The sequence below is a fragment of the Hafnia paralvei genome (genome assembly GCF_020150375.1).
GTDB lineage: Bacteria > Pseudomonadota > Gammaproteobacteria > Enterobacterales > Enterobacteriaceae > Hafnia > Hafnia paralvei.
Genome location: NZ_CP083737.1, coordinates 1,838,391 through 1,854,807, shown reverse-complemented (window position 1 = coordinate 1,854,807; position 16,417 = coordinate 1,838,391). Strand labels below are relative to the sequence as shown.

At 47.5% G+C, this 16,417-nt stretch carries 14 protein-coding genes; 1 reads left to right on the top strand and 13 read right to left on the bottom strand.

What is annotated here, in order from left to right; genetic code table 11:
• Entirely contained in the window at window positions 1–459 is a 459-nt protein-coding gene (locus tag K9N75_RS08735; RefSeq protein ID WP_020303847.1) for a (2Fe-2S)-binding protein, read from the top strand.
• A gap of 260 nt (window positions 460–719) precedes the next feature.
• Here K9N75_RS08735 and K9N75_RS08730 read toward each other — a convergent pair whose 3' ends face one another.
• The 13 genes from K9N75_RS08730 to ansB all read right to left on the bottom strand — a co-directional run bounded on the left by K9N75_RS08730 (window position 720) and on the right by ansB (window position 16,359).
• On the bottom strand, window positions 720–1,967 hold the full coding sequence (locus tag K9N75_RS08730) for a winged helix-turn-helix domain-containing protein (protein WP_224452481.1): 1,248 nt from the start codon (window positions 1,965–1,967) through the stop codon (window positions 720–722).
• A 139-nt stretch (window positions 1,968–2,106) separates the two neighbouring features.
• Window positions 2,107–2,316: a cold-shock protein gene (locus K9N75_RS08725; protein ID WP_004095731.1), complete on the bottom strand. Its 210-nt coding sequence runs from the start codon at window positions 2,314–2,316 to the stop codon at window positions 2,107–2,109.
• Window positions 2,317–2,546: 230 nt separating this feature from the next.
• A complete protein-coding gene (gene cspE / locus K9N75_RS08720) occupies window positions 2,547–2,756 on the bottom strand; it encodes a transcription antiterminator/RNA stability regulator CspE (protein ID WP_004095733.1) in 210 nt (69 codons plus the stop codon).
• 314 nt (window positions 2,757–3,070) lie between these two features.
• Complete coding sequence (gene lpxK, locus K9N75_RS08715) at window positions 3,071–4,057, bottom strand: tetraacyldisaccharide 4'-kinase (protein WP_008813010.1); 987 nt, start codon at window positions 4,055–4,057, stop codon at window positions 3,071–3,073.
• Window positions 4,054–5,802, bottom strand: coding sequence for a lipid A ABC transporter ATP-binding protein/permease MsbA (gene msbA / locus K9N75_RS08710; protein ID WP_004095737.1), 1,749 nt, complete (start codon window positions 5,800–5,802; stop codon window positions 4,054–4,056). The genes lpxK and msbA overlap by 4 nt, the downstream gene beginning before the upstream one ends.
• Before the next feature lie 36 nt (window positions 5,803–5,838).
• Complete coding sequence (locus K9N75_RS08705; protein WP_224452480.1) at window positions 5,839–8,112, bottom strand: DNA internalization-related competence protein ComEC/Rec2; 2,274 nt, start codon at window positions 8,110–8,112, stop codon at window positions 5,839–5,841.
• 248 nt (window positions 8,113–8,360) lie between these two features.
• The gene (gene ihfB / locus K9N75_RS08700) at window positions 8,361–8,645 is read right to left on the bottom strand and encodes an integration host factor subunit beta (RefSeq protein WP_004095742.1); all 285 of its coding nucleotides are present in this window, start codon (window positions 8,643–8,645) and stop codon (window positions 8,361–8,363) included.
• 85 nt (window positions 8,646–8,730) lie between these two features.
• Complete coding sequence (gene rpsA, locus K9N75_RS08695) at window positions 8,731–10,410, bottom strand: 30S ribosomal protein S1 (RefSeq protein WP_004095747.1); 1,680 nt, start codon at window positions 10,408–10,410, stop codon at window positions 8,731–8,733.
• 221 nt (window positions 10,411–10,631) lie between these two features.
• Complete coding sequence (cmk, locus tag K9N75_RS08690; protein ID WP_008813008.1) at window positions 10,632–11,321, bottom strand: (d)CMP kinase; 690 nt, start codon at window positions 11,319–11,321, stop codon at window positions 10,632–10,634.
• A 368-nt stretch (window positions 11,322–11,689) separates the two neighbouring features.
• Window positions 11,690–12,967: a 3-phosphoshikimate 1-carboxyvinyltransferase gene (gene aroA / locus K9N75_RS08685; protein WP_224452597.1), complete on the bottom strand. Its 1,278-nt coding sequence runs from the start codon at window positions 12,965–12,967 to the stop codon at window positions 11,690–11,692.
• A 157-nt stretch (window positions 12,968–13,124) separates the two neighbouring features.
• Complete coding sequence (gene serC, locus K9N75_RS08680) at window positions 13,125–14,213, bottom strand: 3-phosphoserine/phosphohydroxythreonine transaminase (RefSeq protein WP_039188806.1); 1,089 nt, start codon at window positions 14,211–14,213, stop codon at window positions 13,125–13,127.
• Between the two features lie 312 nt (window positions 14,214–14,525).
• Window positions 14,526–15,218, bottom strand: coding sequence for a DUF421 domain-containing protein (locus K9N75_RS08675; RefSeq protein ID WP_064574397.1), 693 nt, complete (start codon window positions 15,216–15,218; stop codon window positions 14,526–14,528).
• A gap of 94 nt (window positions 15,219–15,312) precedes the next feature.
• Window positions 15,313–16,359, bottom strand: coding sequence for an L-asparaginase 2 (gene ansB, locus K9N75_RS08670; RefSeq protein WP_008813004.1), 1,047 nt, complete (start codon window positions 16,357–16,359; stop codon window positions 15,313–15,315).
• Window positions 16,360–16,417 lie beyond the last annotated feature (58 nt).

Here is a 16,417-nt window from a genome sequence, read left to right as displayed (position 1 = left end):
ATGAGCAAGATTAAAGTAAAGGTCAATGGCAAACTGATTGATGCTCAGGTCACCGGACAAATGCGTCTGTTAGATTTTGTGCGAGATAAATTAAATCTCACAGCAACGAAAGAAGGTTGTGCCGTCGGTGAGTGCGGAGCATGCACCGTCATTATGGATGGTAACGCCGTTTGTTCTTGCCTCGTCTTAGCTGAACAGTGCGATGGCGCTGAAATTACCACGTTGGAAGGGCTCAGCAACGATCCAATGGCAAAAAAACTGCAAAATGCCTTTGTTGAACATGGTGGTGTGCAATGTGGTTTTTGTACGCCCGGTGTTTTAATGAGCACTTCGGCACTTCTGGCCAAACATCCTCAACCTAGTGACGAACAACTGCTGGATGCGCTAGAGGGGAATATCTGCCGCTGCACCGGCTACCAGCCTATCATCCAGTCGATTCATGCTGCACTGAAAGAGTAAGTCACCCACTTTGCTCACCCAATAAAAATCGGCCTCGCGCCGATTTTTCTTTTTGTTAACATTAAAAACCCATTCATAAAACATGTTGCAGTTGAATTTACAGAGGAGTAAATTAGTAAATGTGACCAATGTCACACAATCCTGCAAAATTAGAAAGTAAGACACATATGAAACTGCTGAATAAAATCATCGCGATGTTCGCCAATTACAGTAACTGATTGGCTAAAGGGCAATGACTGAGTCATTGCCCTTTTTGCACCCTATCCATTTTCACCTTCAACGATGTCTAATCGCCATCCTTCTCCCCAATAATGACGCCAGCTCTCTGGCTGATTCCGGACAACAACCTGCGTAGCCTGTTGCCATGCCGCAAATCGGCTGATTGATTTCTTTAGTTCATTCAGCTTCTTATCACTAAATTTTACGTCAGTTTCTTGATAGCAGGACTTGAGCTCTAATACATTCTCTTTGCGATGCACTTTAGCATCGACTCGTCCCACCAAAGCCCCCTGCTGTAATATCGGTAGGGAGAAATAACCAAAGTTTCTTTTAGCTTCTGGCGTATAACATTCGAGGCGATAGTCAAAATTAAACAGCTCAAGCGCTCGGCGGCGGTCCCAAACCACAGGATCAAAAGGAGAAAGTAAGGTGGTGTGAGTCGCGATTAGCGCCTCTGCCCGTGCTTTTTCTAATAGAGAATGGAGACTATGGTGTACGTAGTAGCGCTCTTGAGTTCCCGCCAGCAAAACCGGCGTGATTTCCTGACGATCCAGCATCTGTGCAATCATCGTTTTAATATCAATTTTTTTCAGCCGATAGTAATCGGGTAACCACTGAGCCTTAAACACGCCTAAACTACGAGCGCTGTTGATGATCATTCTTTGCCGTGCAAGCTCTGGGCTAATGTAATGTACTTCATCATTCCAGTCAGGAATGACTCGCTCCGCTAAATCGTAAATGCGATGGAAATTCTCGCGTGCTTTTACCATCAGTTCACCGCACGAAAATAGCGTCTCCAAATGGCGTTTTTCTGGTTTCCACTCCCACCATCCGCTGGTCTTTTTATTACGGACGTTAAAATCCGCCGCCTTCACCGGCCCGTATTGACGAATATGAACTAAAAGCGCGTCAATGGCCTGCCGATGTTCATCGTGCCATTCTTTCGAGTATTTCCACCCCAGATTATCAGGCGCCAACATCTGTGGCCGCACGAGAGAGTAGTCTTCCCGAGGAATAAAACAGGCTTCATGCGCCCAGTACTCAAAGATTTCACCATTGCGCAGTGCATCATCCAACCAATGGTTTTGGTATTCGCCTAGACGGGAAAACAGGACCAGATAAGGACTCCGCGCCACAACGTTAATCGTATCAATCTGCAACAGGCTCATTTGGCGTATACAGTCGACAACGTCACTCGCAGTAGCTTTGCGTTGGTATGGTTCAGCGAGTCCCTGAGCATAGAGATGCAAGTTTCGCAGTGTGTTTAGCGATAAAGATAATTCAGACATCGTGACCAGACGAACCTCATAGCGAGAGAGCCGGAAAGATGATTATACGCGAAGGGATTGATGTAGTAACAAGAGGAAAAAAGTACACTTCAGCCAGCGTGAAGATGTGTAGGGAATAACGCTGGCTGATACGCTGTCATCAGTAGGCGATGACGTCTTCTGCAGTGAGACCGCGGCTACCTAGGTAAGTTGAGAATTCAACGCGCTGACCCTCTGTCAGTAGTTTTTTGCGTGAATTTGCAATGCCTGAACGATTAACATAAATATCATTACCACCGTCAAGTGGAGAGATAATGCCGAAACCTTCAGATTGGCTGTACCATTTTACTAGACCCATTTTTAGTGTCATATTTTTTTACCTTATATTTACATCCCTCTAAATTCTAGTTCAGATTAGGATGTGTAGCTCATATTCAAGTTATCGTTAAGAACCTCTTCGAGCGGATTATTAAAAACAAAAGCCCGCCGATGGCGGGCTTTTTGGTCTTGTTACTGACTCCGCAGAATATTGCCAACACCCTTGGTGCTAACCCACTGCGATAACGATCAGTTCAGTATCAAAACAAGTTCTCTGTAATCTTACAGAGCAACAACATTCGCAGCAGCCGGCCCGCGCGGGCTGTCCTGAATGGTGTATTCTACACGCTGGCCTTCGGCCAGAGTTTTGAAACCTTCGCTAGCGATAGCTGAGAAATGTACGAATACATCTTTGCCACCGTCGTGCTGTTCGATAAAACCGAAGCCTTTGCTTTCGTTAAACCATTTTACTTGACCAGTCTTCTTAGTCATTTGTATTACCTTTATAACTTAATTAAATTTGCCCTAAGGCGTAGGGGCCGAGCTCAGAAACAATACTTATGGATGGCACTAAGAAGGTGGTTCGTCTGACAAGCGGAATCGGAAGATAACGTCTTAAGGAGGAACTGCTTTATCTCATGTCGTGCATAAATAGGTCTGTATCACAGGCCAAAGACATTTACTCATAAAGGCGAATAATGAGCAAGCCTTTCTTTTAAAAAAATGACGTGCCGGAAATATTTAAACGCAAAACTATATGCATCCAAAGATAAAAAATAGCGGACTGAAATCTTATGGCTTGATAACTAATGCTTTTCCAACACTAGCGTAGTAATTTTTGTTAACAATTCATTCCCCTGTTCTGAAGGAATCTCAGCGCTAACAGGTAAATACCACCAGTTGGATTGAGCGAATTTTCGGCATTTAACCGCGTCTTTTTCAGTCATGATGAGTGGCTGACTTTCTGGCGTTAGCGCATTTAAAGCGGCTGCGTCATATTCCTGATGATCGGCGAAAGCAACGCAGTTGGTTACCGTTGTTCCCAACTGGTTTAACGTAGCAAAAAAACGGGGAGGATGACCAATACCAGCCATTGCTACTGCGGGCATCAGTGAGTCAGCGGCACAGCGATCGCCGGTCTGAATATTCACCAGTGTGCTACCAGCAAGCTTCATCGGAATTTCACCCGCAGCAGCCTGGCCACCATTGGTAATAACCGCGTCGACGGAACGTAAACGCCCTGCTCTTTCGCGCATTGGTCCTGCAGGCAACCACCAGCCGTTACCAAAGCGACGCACACCATCAACCACGACAAGCTCTATGTCTCGTGCCAAAGCATAATGTTGTAGGCCATCATCAGTAATGATCACATCTATCACAGCATGTTCAAGAATCGCTTTTACGGCGTCGCTACGCTTCGGTGCAACGGCTACCGTTGCGCCTGTGCGTTGATAGATAAGAACGGGTTCATCTCCCGCCTGAGCCGTTGACGTTTCTTTATCCAATAAAAGAGGATAGTGTTCTGAACGACCACCATAGCCACGTGATACCACACCAACACGCAGCCCCTTCGCCTGTAATTGCTCAACCAGCCAGATCACAACGGGCGTTTTACCATTCCCCCCCGCGGTGAGGTTTCCCACCACCACCACAGGACACGGTGCTTTCCAACGTTTTAACCAACCAGCTCGATAACATAACTGACGAATACCGCTCACCAAGCCATAGAGCCAGGAGAGCGGTAGCAGAAGCAGGTATAAAGGCGATTGCCCAGACCAGATACGCTCAATCATTGCCCGAACTGTAACCTGTGCAGCTGTGCATAAGCACCGTTCTTCGCCAGCAGCGTTGCATGGTCACCGCGTTCAGCGATATAGCCGTCTTCCACCACGATAATCTCATCAGCTTTCTCAATAGTAGAAAGACGGTGAGCAATCACCAGTGAAGTACGGTTCTTCTGCAGCTCATCCAACGCAGACTGAATTGCGCGTTCGGATTCCGTATCCAATGCTGAGGTCGCTTCATCAAGGATGAGTACCGGGCTGTCACGCAATAGCGCACGAGCAATAGCGATACGTTGACGTTGCCCCCCAGACAGCAGAACACCGTTTTCACCAATGACGGTATCCAAGCCATTTTCCATTTTCTCAATAAAGTCCATCGCATATGCCATGCGCGCGGCTTCTTCGATTTGCTCGCGGCTATAGACTTCGTTACGTGCGTAGGCAATGTTGTTCGCAATCGTATCGTTGAATAAATGGACATTCTGAGAAACCAAACCAACCTGATTACGCAAAGAGCTCAGCGTATATTCGCGCAAATCATGACCATCCAGCAGGATCTCACCTTCTTGGATGTCATAAAAGCGCGTCAGCAAGTTTGCAATGGTTGATTTACCCGACCCCGAGCGCCCAACTAAAGCGACGGTTTTGTTAGCAGGAATTTTGAAGCTAACGTTCTTAAGCGCAGGTGCACCTTTACCGTTATAGCTAAAAGTGACGTTACGGAACTCCACGTCACCCTTCGCACGCTCAACTTCCAGCTTACCGGTATCTTTTTCTTGCTCAAGATCCAAAATTGCAAACAGCGTTTGACAAGCAGCCATACCGCGCTGGAATTTGGCATTCACGTTAGTCAATGACTTCAGTGGGCGCATCAACGCAATCATCGAGGAAAACACAACCGTGATAGTACCTGCGGTTAGCGTTTCCATCACTGATGGAACACTGGCAGCATAAAGAACGAATGCCAAAGCAAAAGAGGCGATTAATTGGATAACCGGATCTGATACTGAAGAGGCAGCCACCATCTTCATATTCTGCTGACGCATCCAGTTACTGGTTTTGTCAAAGCGCTTGCTTTCGACTTTCTGTCCGCCAAAAATCAGCACCTCTTTGTGCCCTTTCAGCATCTGCTCCGCGCTGGTGGTCAGCGTACCCATGGTGTTCTGCATATTCTTACTGATATTGCGGAAGCGCTTCGACACCATACGAATGGCAATGGAAACCACTGGGGCAATCACGATAAGAATGAGGGATAGCTGCCAGCTGTAGTAAAACATCATGCAGAACAGCGCGATGATGGAAGCACCTTCACGCACAACCGTGATCAAAGCATCCGAAGACGAAGAAGCTACCTGTTCTGAGTCATAGGTGATGCGCGATAACAGCGTACCCGTGGACTGTTGGTCAAAGAATGAAACCGGCATCCCCATCATATGGCTGAATAAGCGACGACGCATATTCATCACCACTTTGCCAGCCACCCAAGAAACACAATAGCTGGAGATGAAACTGGAAATCCCACGGACAATCATCAATCCAATAACGACGAATGGCATCCATTTCAGAATATCGGTCCCTGTCTTGCCAAAACCATCATCCAATAATGGCTTTAACAAGGAGAGCATGTAGGCATCACTACCCGCGTTAATTACCAGAGCAATCGACGCAACAATTAGGCCTGCCTTGAAAGGAGAGATCGATGGCCATAAGCGACGAAATGTTTGCCAGGTCGAAAGATCTTTGTCATTCAGCATTTAGTTAACCAGCTTTGGAAGAAATAGCGGATCATTTTACTCATTATGTCCTCTTACGCCAAACCAACCGTGATACCAACGTGGATTTAATTGTGTTTTTAGTTCACTTATTCGCCACCCTGATGGTTTTACAGTCATAATGACCTCACCAGAGTGAGCGGTATCATGCCATTTAACCTGTTGACCTCTATAACGCTCAACAACTTTAGGTGACGGAAAGTGCCATGGTGAATAGCGAGCAGATGAACTCAACGCATTTTCTGGCTTTATCGTTCGCAGCAGCAAACTACTCGAAGAGGTATTACTTCCATGGTGGGGAACCTGTAAAACATCCGCGACAAGCCGTTCTCTCCAACGTTGAACTATCTTTACCTCTGTTTCTTTTTCTATATCACCCGTCAGTAAAAGTTTACGTCCTCTTCTCTCAACCAAAATAACACAAGAGTCATTATTCTTAGGCTCTGAAACAGCTCTGGGCGGCCACAAGACTGTAAAATTAATACCTTGCCATTGCCAACGGCTACCTATGTAACAGGCAAAATCTTTGAAATCTGGACTACGGACCCACGCGGATGGAAACGCTTTCTGTAATGATGCCCTCCCCCCACTATGGTCAGAATCTCTGTGGCTAATAATGATTCCGTCCAGTGCGAGCCCGTGCCATCGTAGGTAAGGAATAATTTCACTGCTGGCTACATCTCCCCCTTCCCACTTATTTCCCGTATCGTATAAAAGAGCTCTTCCCTGTCGTTCAATCGCTATCGATAGCCCATGACCGACATCGAACATATGAACGCGCCATTCATCTTCACTCGTCTTTTGCATACTAACAAAAGCCAGAAACACGCTGATCTGAACTAGCCCCCACAACAGTAAACCGCGCTTAGAAAAAGAGCGCACCGCTATAAATAGCATTAGCACACTCAGGCTAATCCAAACATCGCGCTCACTCATATCAACCCACAATGTCGGTAGATGGGCAAGCACCCACTGCATTCTATCAAGCAAAAAACCGGCCACATGCCAAGCATCGAAAGGATCGGCTCCCCAGAGCGTGGCAAGCCCTAGTAATATCATCGGCACAACAAGATAGGTAACAAGAGGTACAGCAATAAAATTAGCCCACAGAGCGCCACCGCTAACACCGTGAAATAGGTAAATTTGTACAGGCATCAAACACAGAGCGATGCCCAACTGCAAATGCAACAACCTTAGCCCAATATACCTTTTGGCGATCGTAAAACGTGCCGGTAACGGGGCAAACCAATACCAAAACAATAAGCTAGTCACAGCAACCACAGATAACCAAAAACTATCTGATAAGAGTAGCAATGGCTCACATACCACCATCAAGCACACCACGCTGAAGAGGGATTTTCTTGGTGATATAAAGCGTCCAAAGCAACGGTAGCCCGCAATGATCACCATTGCTACCCCTACTCGTACCGCCGGAGGATTAGCACCAGCCAGCCAAACATAGACCCACCCCACACTAACCATCATAAACAACGGAAAATAGGGATGGATCCAGCGTAGCGGGAAACACCATTGCAGAGCGCGAGCCCCGTACCATCCCAGCATCGCTGCCAAAGCAATATGTAATCCAGAGATAGCCAACAAATGAGACAAACCGCTCATGCGAAAAAGCGAATTCTGACTATCTGTAAGCAACGCCCGTTCACCAAAAGCTAGAGCAATGATAATTGACTTCGAGGGTGTATCAGGCACAACTGAAAGCGTTTGGCTTATCATCTTTTGCCGCCAGCTGCATTCGTGCGATAGCTTCTCATAAGCCGTTGGCGCACCCTGCAACACAATATGATGGCTCACGGAATTTCGCTGGGCATCGTAGCCACCTTGATTCAGCCGACCATGTACAGGTCGCAAATTGGCAACCAACGACCAACGTTGGCCTGAGCAAAAAGGATTATGCACAGAGTCCCAAAACAGCGTGGTATCAAATCTATGTCTTACAGATGTGCCATTTATCGCGGCAACACGAAACACCACCTTCTCCTGCAGCGATACGCTATCTAAGGCTACGCTAATGACTTCCCCTGTATAATTTGCAGCGTGGTTGATTGGATATTGCAGAGGCTCCAATACACGTTGTGCGCAGCTAATGCCCCAAACCACGCCTAGCGTGATAAGTGCTGCCTTAAACACCATAGCCGAGTGATGAAATACAATAATCACTGCCACGGGTAACAAGCCATAGACCAAGGGCAATGCGGGTATAGAGGGAAGAAACATCAAGGACACGCAGCCAAAAGCGAGGTACTGAAGGCTTTCATCAAGAGTAATTCGCATCTGTGTTCCTTCACCGCGCTATCTAATAGGCATCTTGCCTCAATCAAACAAAAGCGAAATGGGCTACGCTAATCGATGCGAAAGTGGCTGCAAAGAACGGTAGCAACACGGATGATATCGGCTTTTTATTGCGAAACGCTTCGCAAAAGAATGCCAAAAAAGCGCATCACGAAGGGGAATATTGAGAGGTAAACTTTAGACATGAAAACGGCACCCGAAGGTGCCGTTTTAGACTTTAAGCAAACTGCTTAAGCGTAGATGTTCGCCCGGTCACGTAGTTCTTTACCAGGTTTAAAGTGGGGAACGTATTTGCCTTCCAGTTCCACTTTATCTCCCGTTTTAGGATTACGACCGACGCGGGGCGCACGGTAGTGAAGTGAAAAACTGCCGAATCCACGGATCTCAATGCGTTCACCGTCAGCAAGCGTTGTTGCCATATGCTCAAGCATTTCTTTCACTGCATCCTCAACGGCCTTCGCAGGCAGATGTGGTTGCTGGCTAGCAAGTCTTTCAATAAGTTCGGACTTGGTCATATTTCCTCCAAGCTATTTCCCCTCATTGGGGAACGCACTTTGCAGCTTAACTACCGTTACAGGGCGGCCGAAACCGCCCTCATCATTATTCGCCTTTAGCCGCTTTGAATGCTTCAGCCATAGCGTTAGAGAAGTTTGGTGCATCTTCCTGTTTGTTGCTGTTAACAGTTGCGATTGCATCTTTCTCGTCAGCTTCGTCTTTAGCACGAACAGACAGGCTTACAACGCGATTCTTGCGGTCTACGCCAGTGAATTTAGCTTCAACTTCGTCGCCTACGTTCAGAACCAGAGTGGCATCTTCAACGCGGTCACGGGAAGCTTCAGAAGCACGCAGATAGCCTTCTACGCCATCAGCTAATTCAACTGTAGCACCTTTAGCGTCAACTGCAGTGACTTTACCAGTAACAATTACACCTTTCTTATTCATAGAGATGTAGTTGTTGAATGGATCTTCTGCCAGTTGTTTAACACCAAGGGAGATACGCTCGCGCTCTGCATCAACCTGCAGAACAACTGCTGCGATTTCGTCGCCTTTCTTGTATTCACGAACTGCTTCTTCGCCTGCAACGTTCCAGGAGATGTCAGACAGGTGAACCAGGCCATCGATGCCACCGTCCAGGCCGATGAAGATACCGAAGTCAGTGATTGACTTGATTTTACCTTCAACGCGGTCGCCCTTGTTGTGGGTTTCTGCGAACAGCTGCCATGGGTTAGATTTGCACTGCTTCAGACCCAGGGAGATACGACGACGTTCTTCGTCGATATCCAGAACCATAACTTCCACAACATCACCAACGTTAACAACTTTGGATGGGTGGATGTTTTTGTTGGTCCAATCCATTTCGGAAACGTGAACCAGACCTTCAACGCCTTCTTCGATTTCTACGAAGCAGCCGTAATCAGTCAGGTTAGTCACGCGACCAGTCAGTTTGGTACCTTCTGGATAACGCTTAGCGATAGCAACCCATGGATCTTCGCCCAGCTGTTTCAGGCCCAGAGATACACGAGTACGTTCGCGGTCGAACTTCAGCACTTTAACAGTGATTTCGTCGCCAACATTCACGATCTCGCTTGGGTGCTTAACGCGTTTCCAAGCCATATCAGTGATGTGCAGCAGGCCGTCAACACCGCCCAGATCAACGAATGCGCCGTAGTCAGTCAGGTTCTTAACGATACCCTTAACTTCCATACCTTCTTGCAGGTTTTCCAGCAGCTGATCGCGTTCTGCGCTGTTCTCAGATTCGATAACGGCACGACGAGAAACAACAACGTTGTTGCGTTTCTGGTCCAGCTTAATGACTTTAAACTCAAGCTCTTTGCCTTCGAGGTGCAGAGTGTCACGTACCGGACGAACGTCTACCAGAGAACCTGGCAGGAATGCACGGATACCGTTCAGCTCTACAGTGAAGCCACCCTTAACTTTACCGTTGATAACACCGGTAACAGTTGCAGCTTCTTCGTAAGCTTTTTCCAACGTGATCCAAGCTTCATGACGCTTAGCTTTCTCACGGGACAGCTGAGTTTCACCGAAGCCGTCTTCAACTGCATCCAGAGCAACATCAACTTCGTCGCCTACCTGAATTTCCAGTTCGCCCTGTGCGTTTTTGAACTGTTCTGCTGGGATTGCAGACTCAGATTTCAGACCAGCGTCAACCAGTACGATATCTTTGTCGATAGCAACAACAACGCCACGAACGATGGAACCCGGGCGGGTTTCGATTGTTTTTAAGGATTCTTCAAAGAGTTGAGCAAAAGATTCAGTCATATTGATAATCTTCAGGATTCTTTATTTTAACGTCCATCAGGCATCCTGCTAGATGGGGTTGTTTAACATGCCCCGCGACAATCCATAGCGGCAGGGAGGGTAATATTATACATCGTTCAGCAATATTAGCTGAACAAATTTATCAATAACAACAATAGCCATAATGTAGTTTAACATTATGGCTATCAGCTTATCCTTATCGGTAAGCCCGACTTCCCACTTTACTCAGCAGGAAGATGTAATGTCTGCTTGGCATAAGCCAACGCTTTTTCAATCACTTGCTCAATAGACATCTGGGTTGAATCCAGCATCAGCGCATCCTGCGCAGGAACAAGCGGAGCCACGGCACGATTACGATCGCGATAGTCGCGTTCTTTTATCTCGTCCAAAAGGCGGTCAAAGTTAACACTAAACCCCTTCTCCTGCAACTGAAGCATGCGGCGGCGAGCACGTTCTTCAGAGCTGGCATCAAGGAAAATTTTCACGGGTGCATCTGGGAAAACCACGGTTCCCATATCGCGGCCATCCGCAATAAGTCCTGGGAACTCACGGAACGCACGTTGTCGACGCAATAACGCTTCTCTTACGCGAGGGAAAGCCGCAGCCTGAGACGCCGTGCTTCCTACCGATTCAGTACGAATTTCATTACTGACGTCCTCGCCTTCCAGAATAACCTGCAGCTGACCATTCTGTGCCACAAAACGCACGTCGAGGTGAGCGGCTAAGGGCACTAAAGCCTCTTCGGACGTGATATCAACTTGATGATGCAACGCAGCCAGGGCAAGCACACGATAAATCGCGCCGGAGTCTAAAAGACACCATCCCAAAGATTCAGCTAACGCCTTACACAAAGTCCCTTTACCCGCACCGCTCGGCCCGTCAACGGTAATTACCGGAGCTATTGCCGTCATTTTTCTCTCCTTTTTGGGGAAACATCTGTCCACGTAGACATGATCTATGAAGACTTGGGTATGTTCTGCTATGACTCGACTGCCATCAGGTCGACATTAAATGATTGAATTGACCATAGCGGAACACGCTCACATCGAACGGCGCGCATTATACGCTTATCAGCGCTTTACTGTTACCCCAAGCAGTGCTGGTTGCTGGAAAAACTCCCAGTCATAGACATAGATAGATCTGAATAGTTTAGGCGAAAGCCGCGAGGTGGGGCGCAATTCATTCCGGCTAATCGGTTGCGTGCACACAATGGACTGATTTAGCGCTGATGCAAAATGGAAGAGGCCCGCATAACGCAGGCCTTATTTTCGGATTAGTACTAATGACTTAAGCGTTCAAACTGCTGGAAATAATCAGGAAAAGTTTTCGCCGTGCACTTAGGATCTAAAATTGTTACGGGCGTATCCGACAGCGCAATCAGAGAAAAACACATCGCCATACGGTGATCGTTATAGGTACCAATTTCCGCCACCTTTAAATGCACAGGCGGAACCACACGAATGTAATCTTCCCCCTCTTCCACCTCAGCGCCCACTTTGCGTAGTTCGGTCGCCATGGCTGACAAGCGATCGGTTTCCTTAACGCGCCAGTTATAGATGTTGCGGATAGTGGTTGGCGCGTCGGCAAAGAGCGCCGTTGTCGCGATCGTCATTGCCGCATCAGGAATATGGTTCATATCCATATCAATACCGTGCAGCTCACCGCGGGTACACTCTATAAAATCATCACCCCACGTTATTTTCGCACCCATTTTTTCTAGCACGTCAGCAAAGCGGATATCACCCTGCACGCTGTTTTTACCAATGCCCGTCACGCGAACTGTGCCACCTTTAATTGCGGCGGCGGCAAGAAAATAAGACGCAGACGATGCATCCCCCTCAACCAGATAATCCCCTGGAGAAACATATCCCTGCCCGCCGGCAATGCGGAATGTCTGATAATTTTCGTTTTCAACGTTAACGCCAAAGGTATGCATCAAAGCCAATGTAATATCGATATAAGGCTTAGAAACAAGGTCGCCTTTAATTGAGATGACGGTATCGTGCTGCGCGAGGGGAGCCATCATCAGCAACGCGGTCAAAAACTGGCTGGAAACAGAACCGTCCGCCTCAATATCGCCGCCGATATAGCCACCGCGCAAACGCAGCGGGGGATAGTTTTCCTGCTCGAGATAATCGATCTGCGCCCCACCTTGGCGTAATGCATCCACTAAATGCCCAATTGGGCGCTCTTTCATTCTTGGCTCGCCGGTGAGAATAATGTCGCTCTCACCGAGGCATAGCGCCGCAGCCAGCGGGCGCATCGCCGTTCCTGCGTTACCTAAAAATAGCTCTAGTGGACTCTTAGCCTGTAAAACACCGCCGTTTCCTGTGATTTCACAGCGAGTATGGTTGTCTGACAGTTGGAAATGAATTCCCAGCTGTTTGAGTGCGGTCAACATATGACGCACATCATCGCTATCCAACAAATTATGTAAACAAGTCGTTCCACTTGCCAACGCAGCCAACAGCAGAGCTCGGTTCGAAACGCTCTTAGAACCGGGTAAATTTATCTCACCAGTAAAGTGTTCAATAGGTTGTAACGTCAGGGATTCCAGCATAAAAATCACTCCAAATATTCAGTTAATGCAGCAAGTCCCATCGCTGCAAATAAATCATTACACCGTTGTACCGTTTTTCGTGACAGCTGTCATCTTTCTTGAACAGTAATAAAAAACCCCGGCTCGCCGGGGTTTGCAATCAATTCAGCGCAAATTAACCATGACGGCGTTCAAAATCAGCCATGAAATCGGTTAATGCCTTAACGCCTTCAATGGACATTGCATTATAAATAGATGCTCGCATCCCCCCCGCCACGCGATGGCCTTTCAATGCCTGAAGGCCAATTGCTTTCGCTTCTTGTAGGAACACAGGGTCCAAGGCGGGATTGGCCATCTGGAACGGCACATTCATGCGTGAACGGTTCTGAGGCGCCACGCCGTTGCGATAGAAGTCGCTGCGGTCGATAGCGCTGTATAAAAGATCAGCTTTCGCTTTGTTGCGTTTTTCCATTTCAACTAGCCCGCCCTGCTCTTTCAGCCACTTAAATACCATGCCTGAGAGATACCATGCAAAAGTAGGAGGCGTGTTAAACATAGAGTCGTTTTCAGCTAAAACGGTGTAATCGAGGATAGAAGGCAGTTCTTTACGCGCTTTGCCGAGTAGGTCCTCACGCACAATCACCACCGTGATCCCCGCAGGGCCGATATTTTTCTGTGCGCCAGCGTAGATCACACCATAGCGGCTAACGTCGATTGGGCGAGAAAGAATCGTCGATGAGAGATCGGCAACGACGATTTTGTCGCCAAAGTCTGGCTCTTCATCAATGGCAATCCCATCGATGGTTTCGTTCGGGCAGTAATGGACGTAGGCGGAGTCATCTTGCAAAACCCACTCACGCATCGGTTTGATTGCCTGTCGGCCTTGAGCGTCGGTGGTCGTGATATCAAACACATGCGGCGTACAATATTTTTGCGCTTCTTTTACGGCGCTGTGTGCCCAATAGCCACCATCCATATAATCAGCAGCGGTTTTATCACCCAACAGGTTTAGAGGAACCGCCGCGAACTGTGCACGCGCGCCGCCGTGACAGAACAAAACCTTGTAGTTATCAGGTACGTTCATCAAGGAGCGTAAATCCTGCTCGGCTTGTGCGGCGACCTGCATAAACTCTTTTCCGCGGTGACTGATTTCCATGACCGAAGTGCCTAAGCCATTCCAGTTACACAGCTCTTGTTCTGCACGACGCAATACCTCTACTGGCAACATTGCTGGGCCAGCACTAAAATTGTACACCTGTGTCATTTCCCCTCACCGCTCTTCGCTATGTTTATTAGACAATGTTTCTTGTTCACTCAAACTCTGCTCATACAGGCAACGACGCTAGGCCACTGGCGCTCTGCCGAGGTTAATTTGCAGAAATTGATAGGTAATTTATTCACAACCAATTTACTTTATTCTTCGGTTTTATCATTCAGCAGTCTTGCCTGCAATGGTTATCGATAGCTGTCCCCAATCAGACCAACAAAGTATCACCAGACCATGCAGGAATATTGAGAAATAAAGTTCTGCATCAACGAGGTAACCCACAATTTTTATACTTTTTTAACTCTTTTTTTAGTTAACACGCCTGTTATTGTAGGCCTTAACCCACGAGTGATTTCCACAACGAGAACACGTTGGCTGGCTGATTTCCATCTGATGCTCAATCAAGCTGCACTCGCTACAGGCGTACTTGCCCGGCTCACAAATTTTATTGAGTTTGGTAATACAGGTGTTTGGCAACACGGGAAGACCATAGCGCACCGATTCTTCGTCAAAGAAATAGACGCTAATAGCCCCATTCACTTCCAGTATCGCTAACCGAACCTGTCCTAAGTGCTCAACACCTTCTAGCCTGAGCTCCATAAAAAATTCGTCATGTGTGATATTTTCGCGTTTGATCGTATCCCAAACCAACGTACCGTCGCTGATAATCACCAAGGGCTTCCCCTCCATCCATGTCTGGATCTTCTCACTTTTAGACATCAACAGTGTGGATAAGCGATAGAGCAGCATAATACAGATGAAAACGGTCAATACCGGCAGCATGGGCACATCGTCATAAAAAGCCACGTCACCCGCAGCAGACCCAAGGGTTAAAATAACGATCACTTCGAACAGAGACATCTGCCGAACGCCGCGCCGCCCAGTCATTTTCAGAAATAAAAATACAAGCAAGAAAGTGAACAAGCATCGCACCGCCACTTCTGCAAGGAAGTCGGGGGGCGCTTTGTCAAAAGCCATACGTTTTAAATCAAAGGATTGCATCGGGAAGGATGTCCATTTGCCTGAGGTATGAATACAGCTTAGTCGGCAAAAGAACGAAGGGGAGCTTAAAACTCCCCTTTTAATTTAATAGGAATTAGTACTGATTAAACATCTGCTGGATCTGCTTAGGATCTTTAGTTTGCGTTAAAGCTAACTGCAGCAGCACACGTGCTTTTTGTGGATTTAACGTTCCAGAGGCAACAAAGCCATATTTCACATCATCGACTTCAGCATCTTCGGTGGTTGAGCCGGAAGGCACTCGCGATGAACGCACCACAGCCACACCGTTGTGTGCCGCTGTCGCCAAGGTGTCAAAAATAGACTTGTACAGGTTCCCGTTACCTACACCGGCACTGACGATCCCCTGATACCCTGCTTCAAGTAGCGCTTTCGCAGGTAAATCTGAAGCATTGGCATAGTTGTAAACGATGCCCACTTTTGGCAACGAAGTGAGTTTGCTGACATCAAATGGCGTTTGTGTCGTGTGCTTACGCTCAGGCGCTCTCTGATAATCGACTTTGCCATTATGAATATAGCCCAATGGGCCATAGTTAACGGCTTGGAAGGTTTGTACACCCGTCGTGTTGGTTTTGGTCACATCACGGCCATCCAACACGGTGTCGTTCATCGCAACCAATACGCCACGTTTAGCCGAGGCAGGATCGGCAGCAGTGACAACCGCATTGTACAGGTTGAATGGGCCGTCCGCGCTCATGGCCGTTGATGGACGCATCGCCCCCACCATTACCACAGGCTTATCACATTTGACGGTTAAATCGAGGAAATAGGCGGTTTCTTCCATGGTATCGGTGCCGTGCGTAATCACGAAACCATCGGTTTTGTTGCAATCCGCGTTAATTTTCTTCGCCAGTTTTAGCCAAACATCGTCATTCATATCCTGCGAACCGATGCTCACCACCTGCTCACCTTTGATATTCGCGATATCTTTAAGCTGTGGCACGGCATCGACTAAGGATTCCACACCTACTTTACCGGCTGTATAATTTGATTTTGTTGCCGAATCACCGCCGCCTGCGATGGTTCCGCCGGTTGCCAAAATAGTGACATTTGGCAACGCAAAAGCTGCGCCACTAAACCCTGAAACCAACAGCGCTAGCAAGCTTACTTTGACCAACTTCATTCGATTTCTCCTCTTAGATAACTGCATGAATTATCTTCTATATCCATAAAAAAAATGT

What these genes read in the sequence shown, in the direction of transcription:
- K9N75_RS08735 (WP_020303847.1), top strand. Translation starts at nt 1, where the DNA reads ATGAGCAAGATTAAAGTAAAGGTCAATGGCAAACTGATTGATGCTCAG.
- K9N75_RS08730 (WP_224452481.1), bottom strand. Translation starts at nt 1,967, where the DNA reads ATGTCTGAATTATCTTTATCGCTAAACACACTGCGAAACTTGCATCTC.
- K9N75_RS08725 (WP_004095731.1), bottom strand. Translation starts at nt 2,316, where the DNA reads ATGACACTAAAAATGGGTCTAGTAAAATGGTACAGCCAATCTGAAGGT.
- cspE (WP_004095733.1), bottom strand. Translation starts at nt 2,756, where the DNA reads ATGACTAAGAAGACTGGTCAAGTAAAATGGTTTAACGAAAGCAAAGGC.
- lpxK (WP_008813010.1), bottom strand. Translation starts at nt 4,057, where the DNA reads ATGATTGAGCGTATCTGGTCTGGGCAATCGCCTTTATACCTGCTTCTG.
- msbA (WP_004095737.1), bottom strand. Translation starts at nt 5,802, where the DNA reads ATGCTGAATGACAAAGATCTTTCGACCTGGCAAACATTTCGTCGCTTA.
- K9N75_RS08705 (WP_224452480.1), bottom strand. Translation starts at nt 8,112, where the DNA reads ATGCGAATTACTCTTGATGAAAGCCTTCAGTACCTCGCTTTTGGCTGC.
- ihfB (WP_004095742.1), bottom strand. Translation starts at nt 8,645, where the DNA reads ATGACCAAGTCCGAACTTATTGAAAGACTTGCTAGCCAGCAACCACAT.
- rpsA (WP_004095747.1), bottom strand. Translation starts at nt 10,410, where the DNA reads ATGACTGAATCTTTTGCTCAACTCTTTGAAGAATCCTTAAAAACAATC.
- cmk (WP_008813008.1), bottom strand. Translation starts at nt 11,321, where the DNA reads ATGACGGCAATAGCTCCGGTAATTACCGTTGACGGGCCGAGCGGTGCG.
- serC (WP_039188806.1), bottom strand. Translation starts at nt 14,213, where the DNA reads ATGACACAGGTGTACAATTTTAGTGCTGGCCCAGCAATGTTGCCAGTA.
- K9N75_RS08675 (WP_064574397.1), bottom strand. Translation starts at nt 15,218, where the DNA reads ATGCAATCCTTTGATTTAAAACGTATGGCTTTTGACAAAGCGCCCCCC.
- ansB (WP_008813004.1), bottom strand. Translation starts at nt 16,359, where the DNA reads ATGAAGTTGGTCAAAGTAAGCTTGCTAGCGCTGTTGGTTTCAGGGTTT.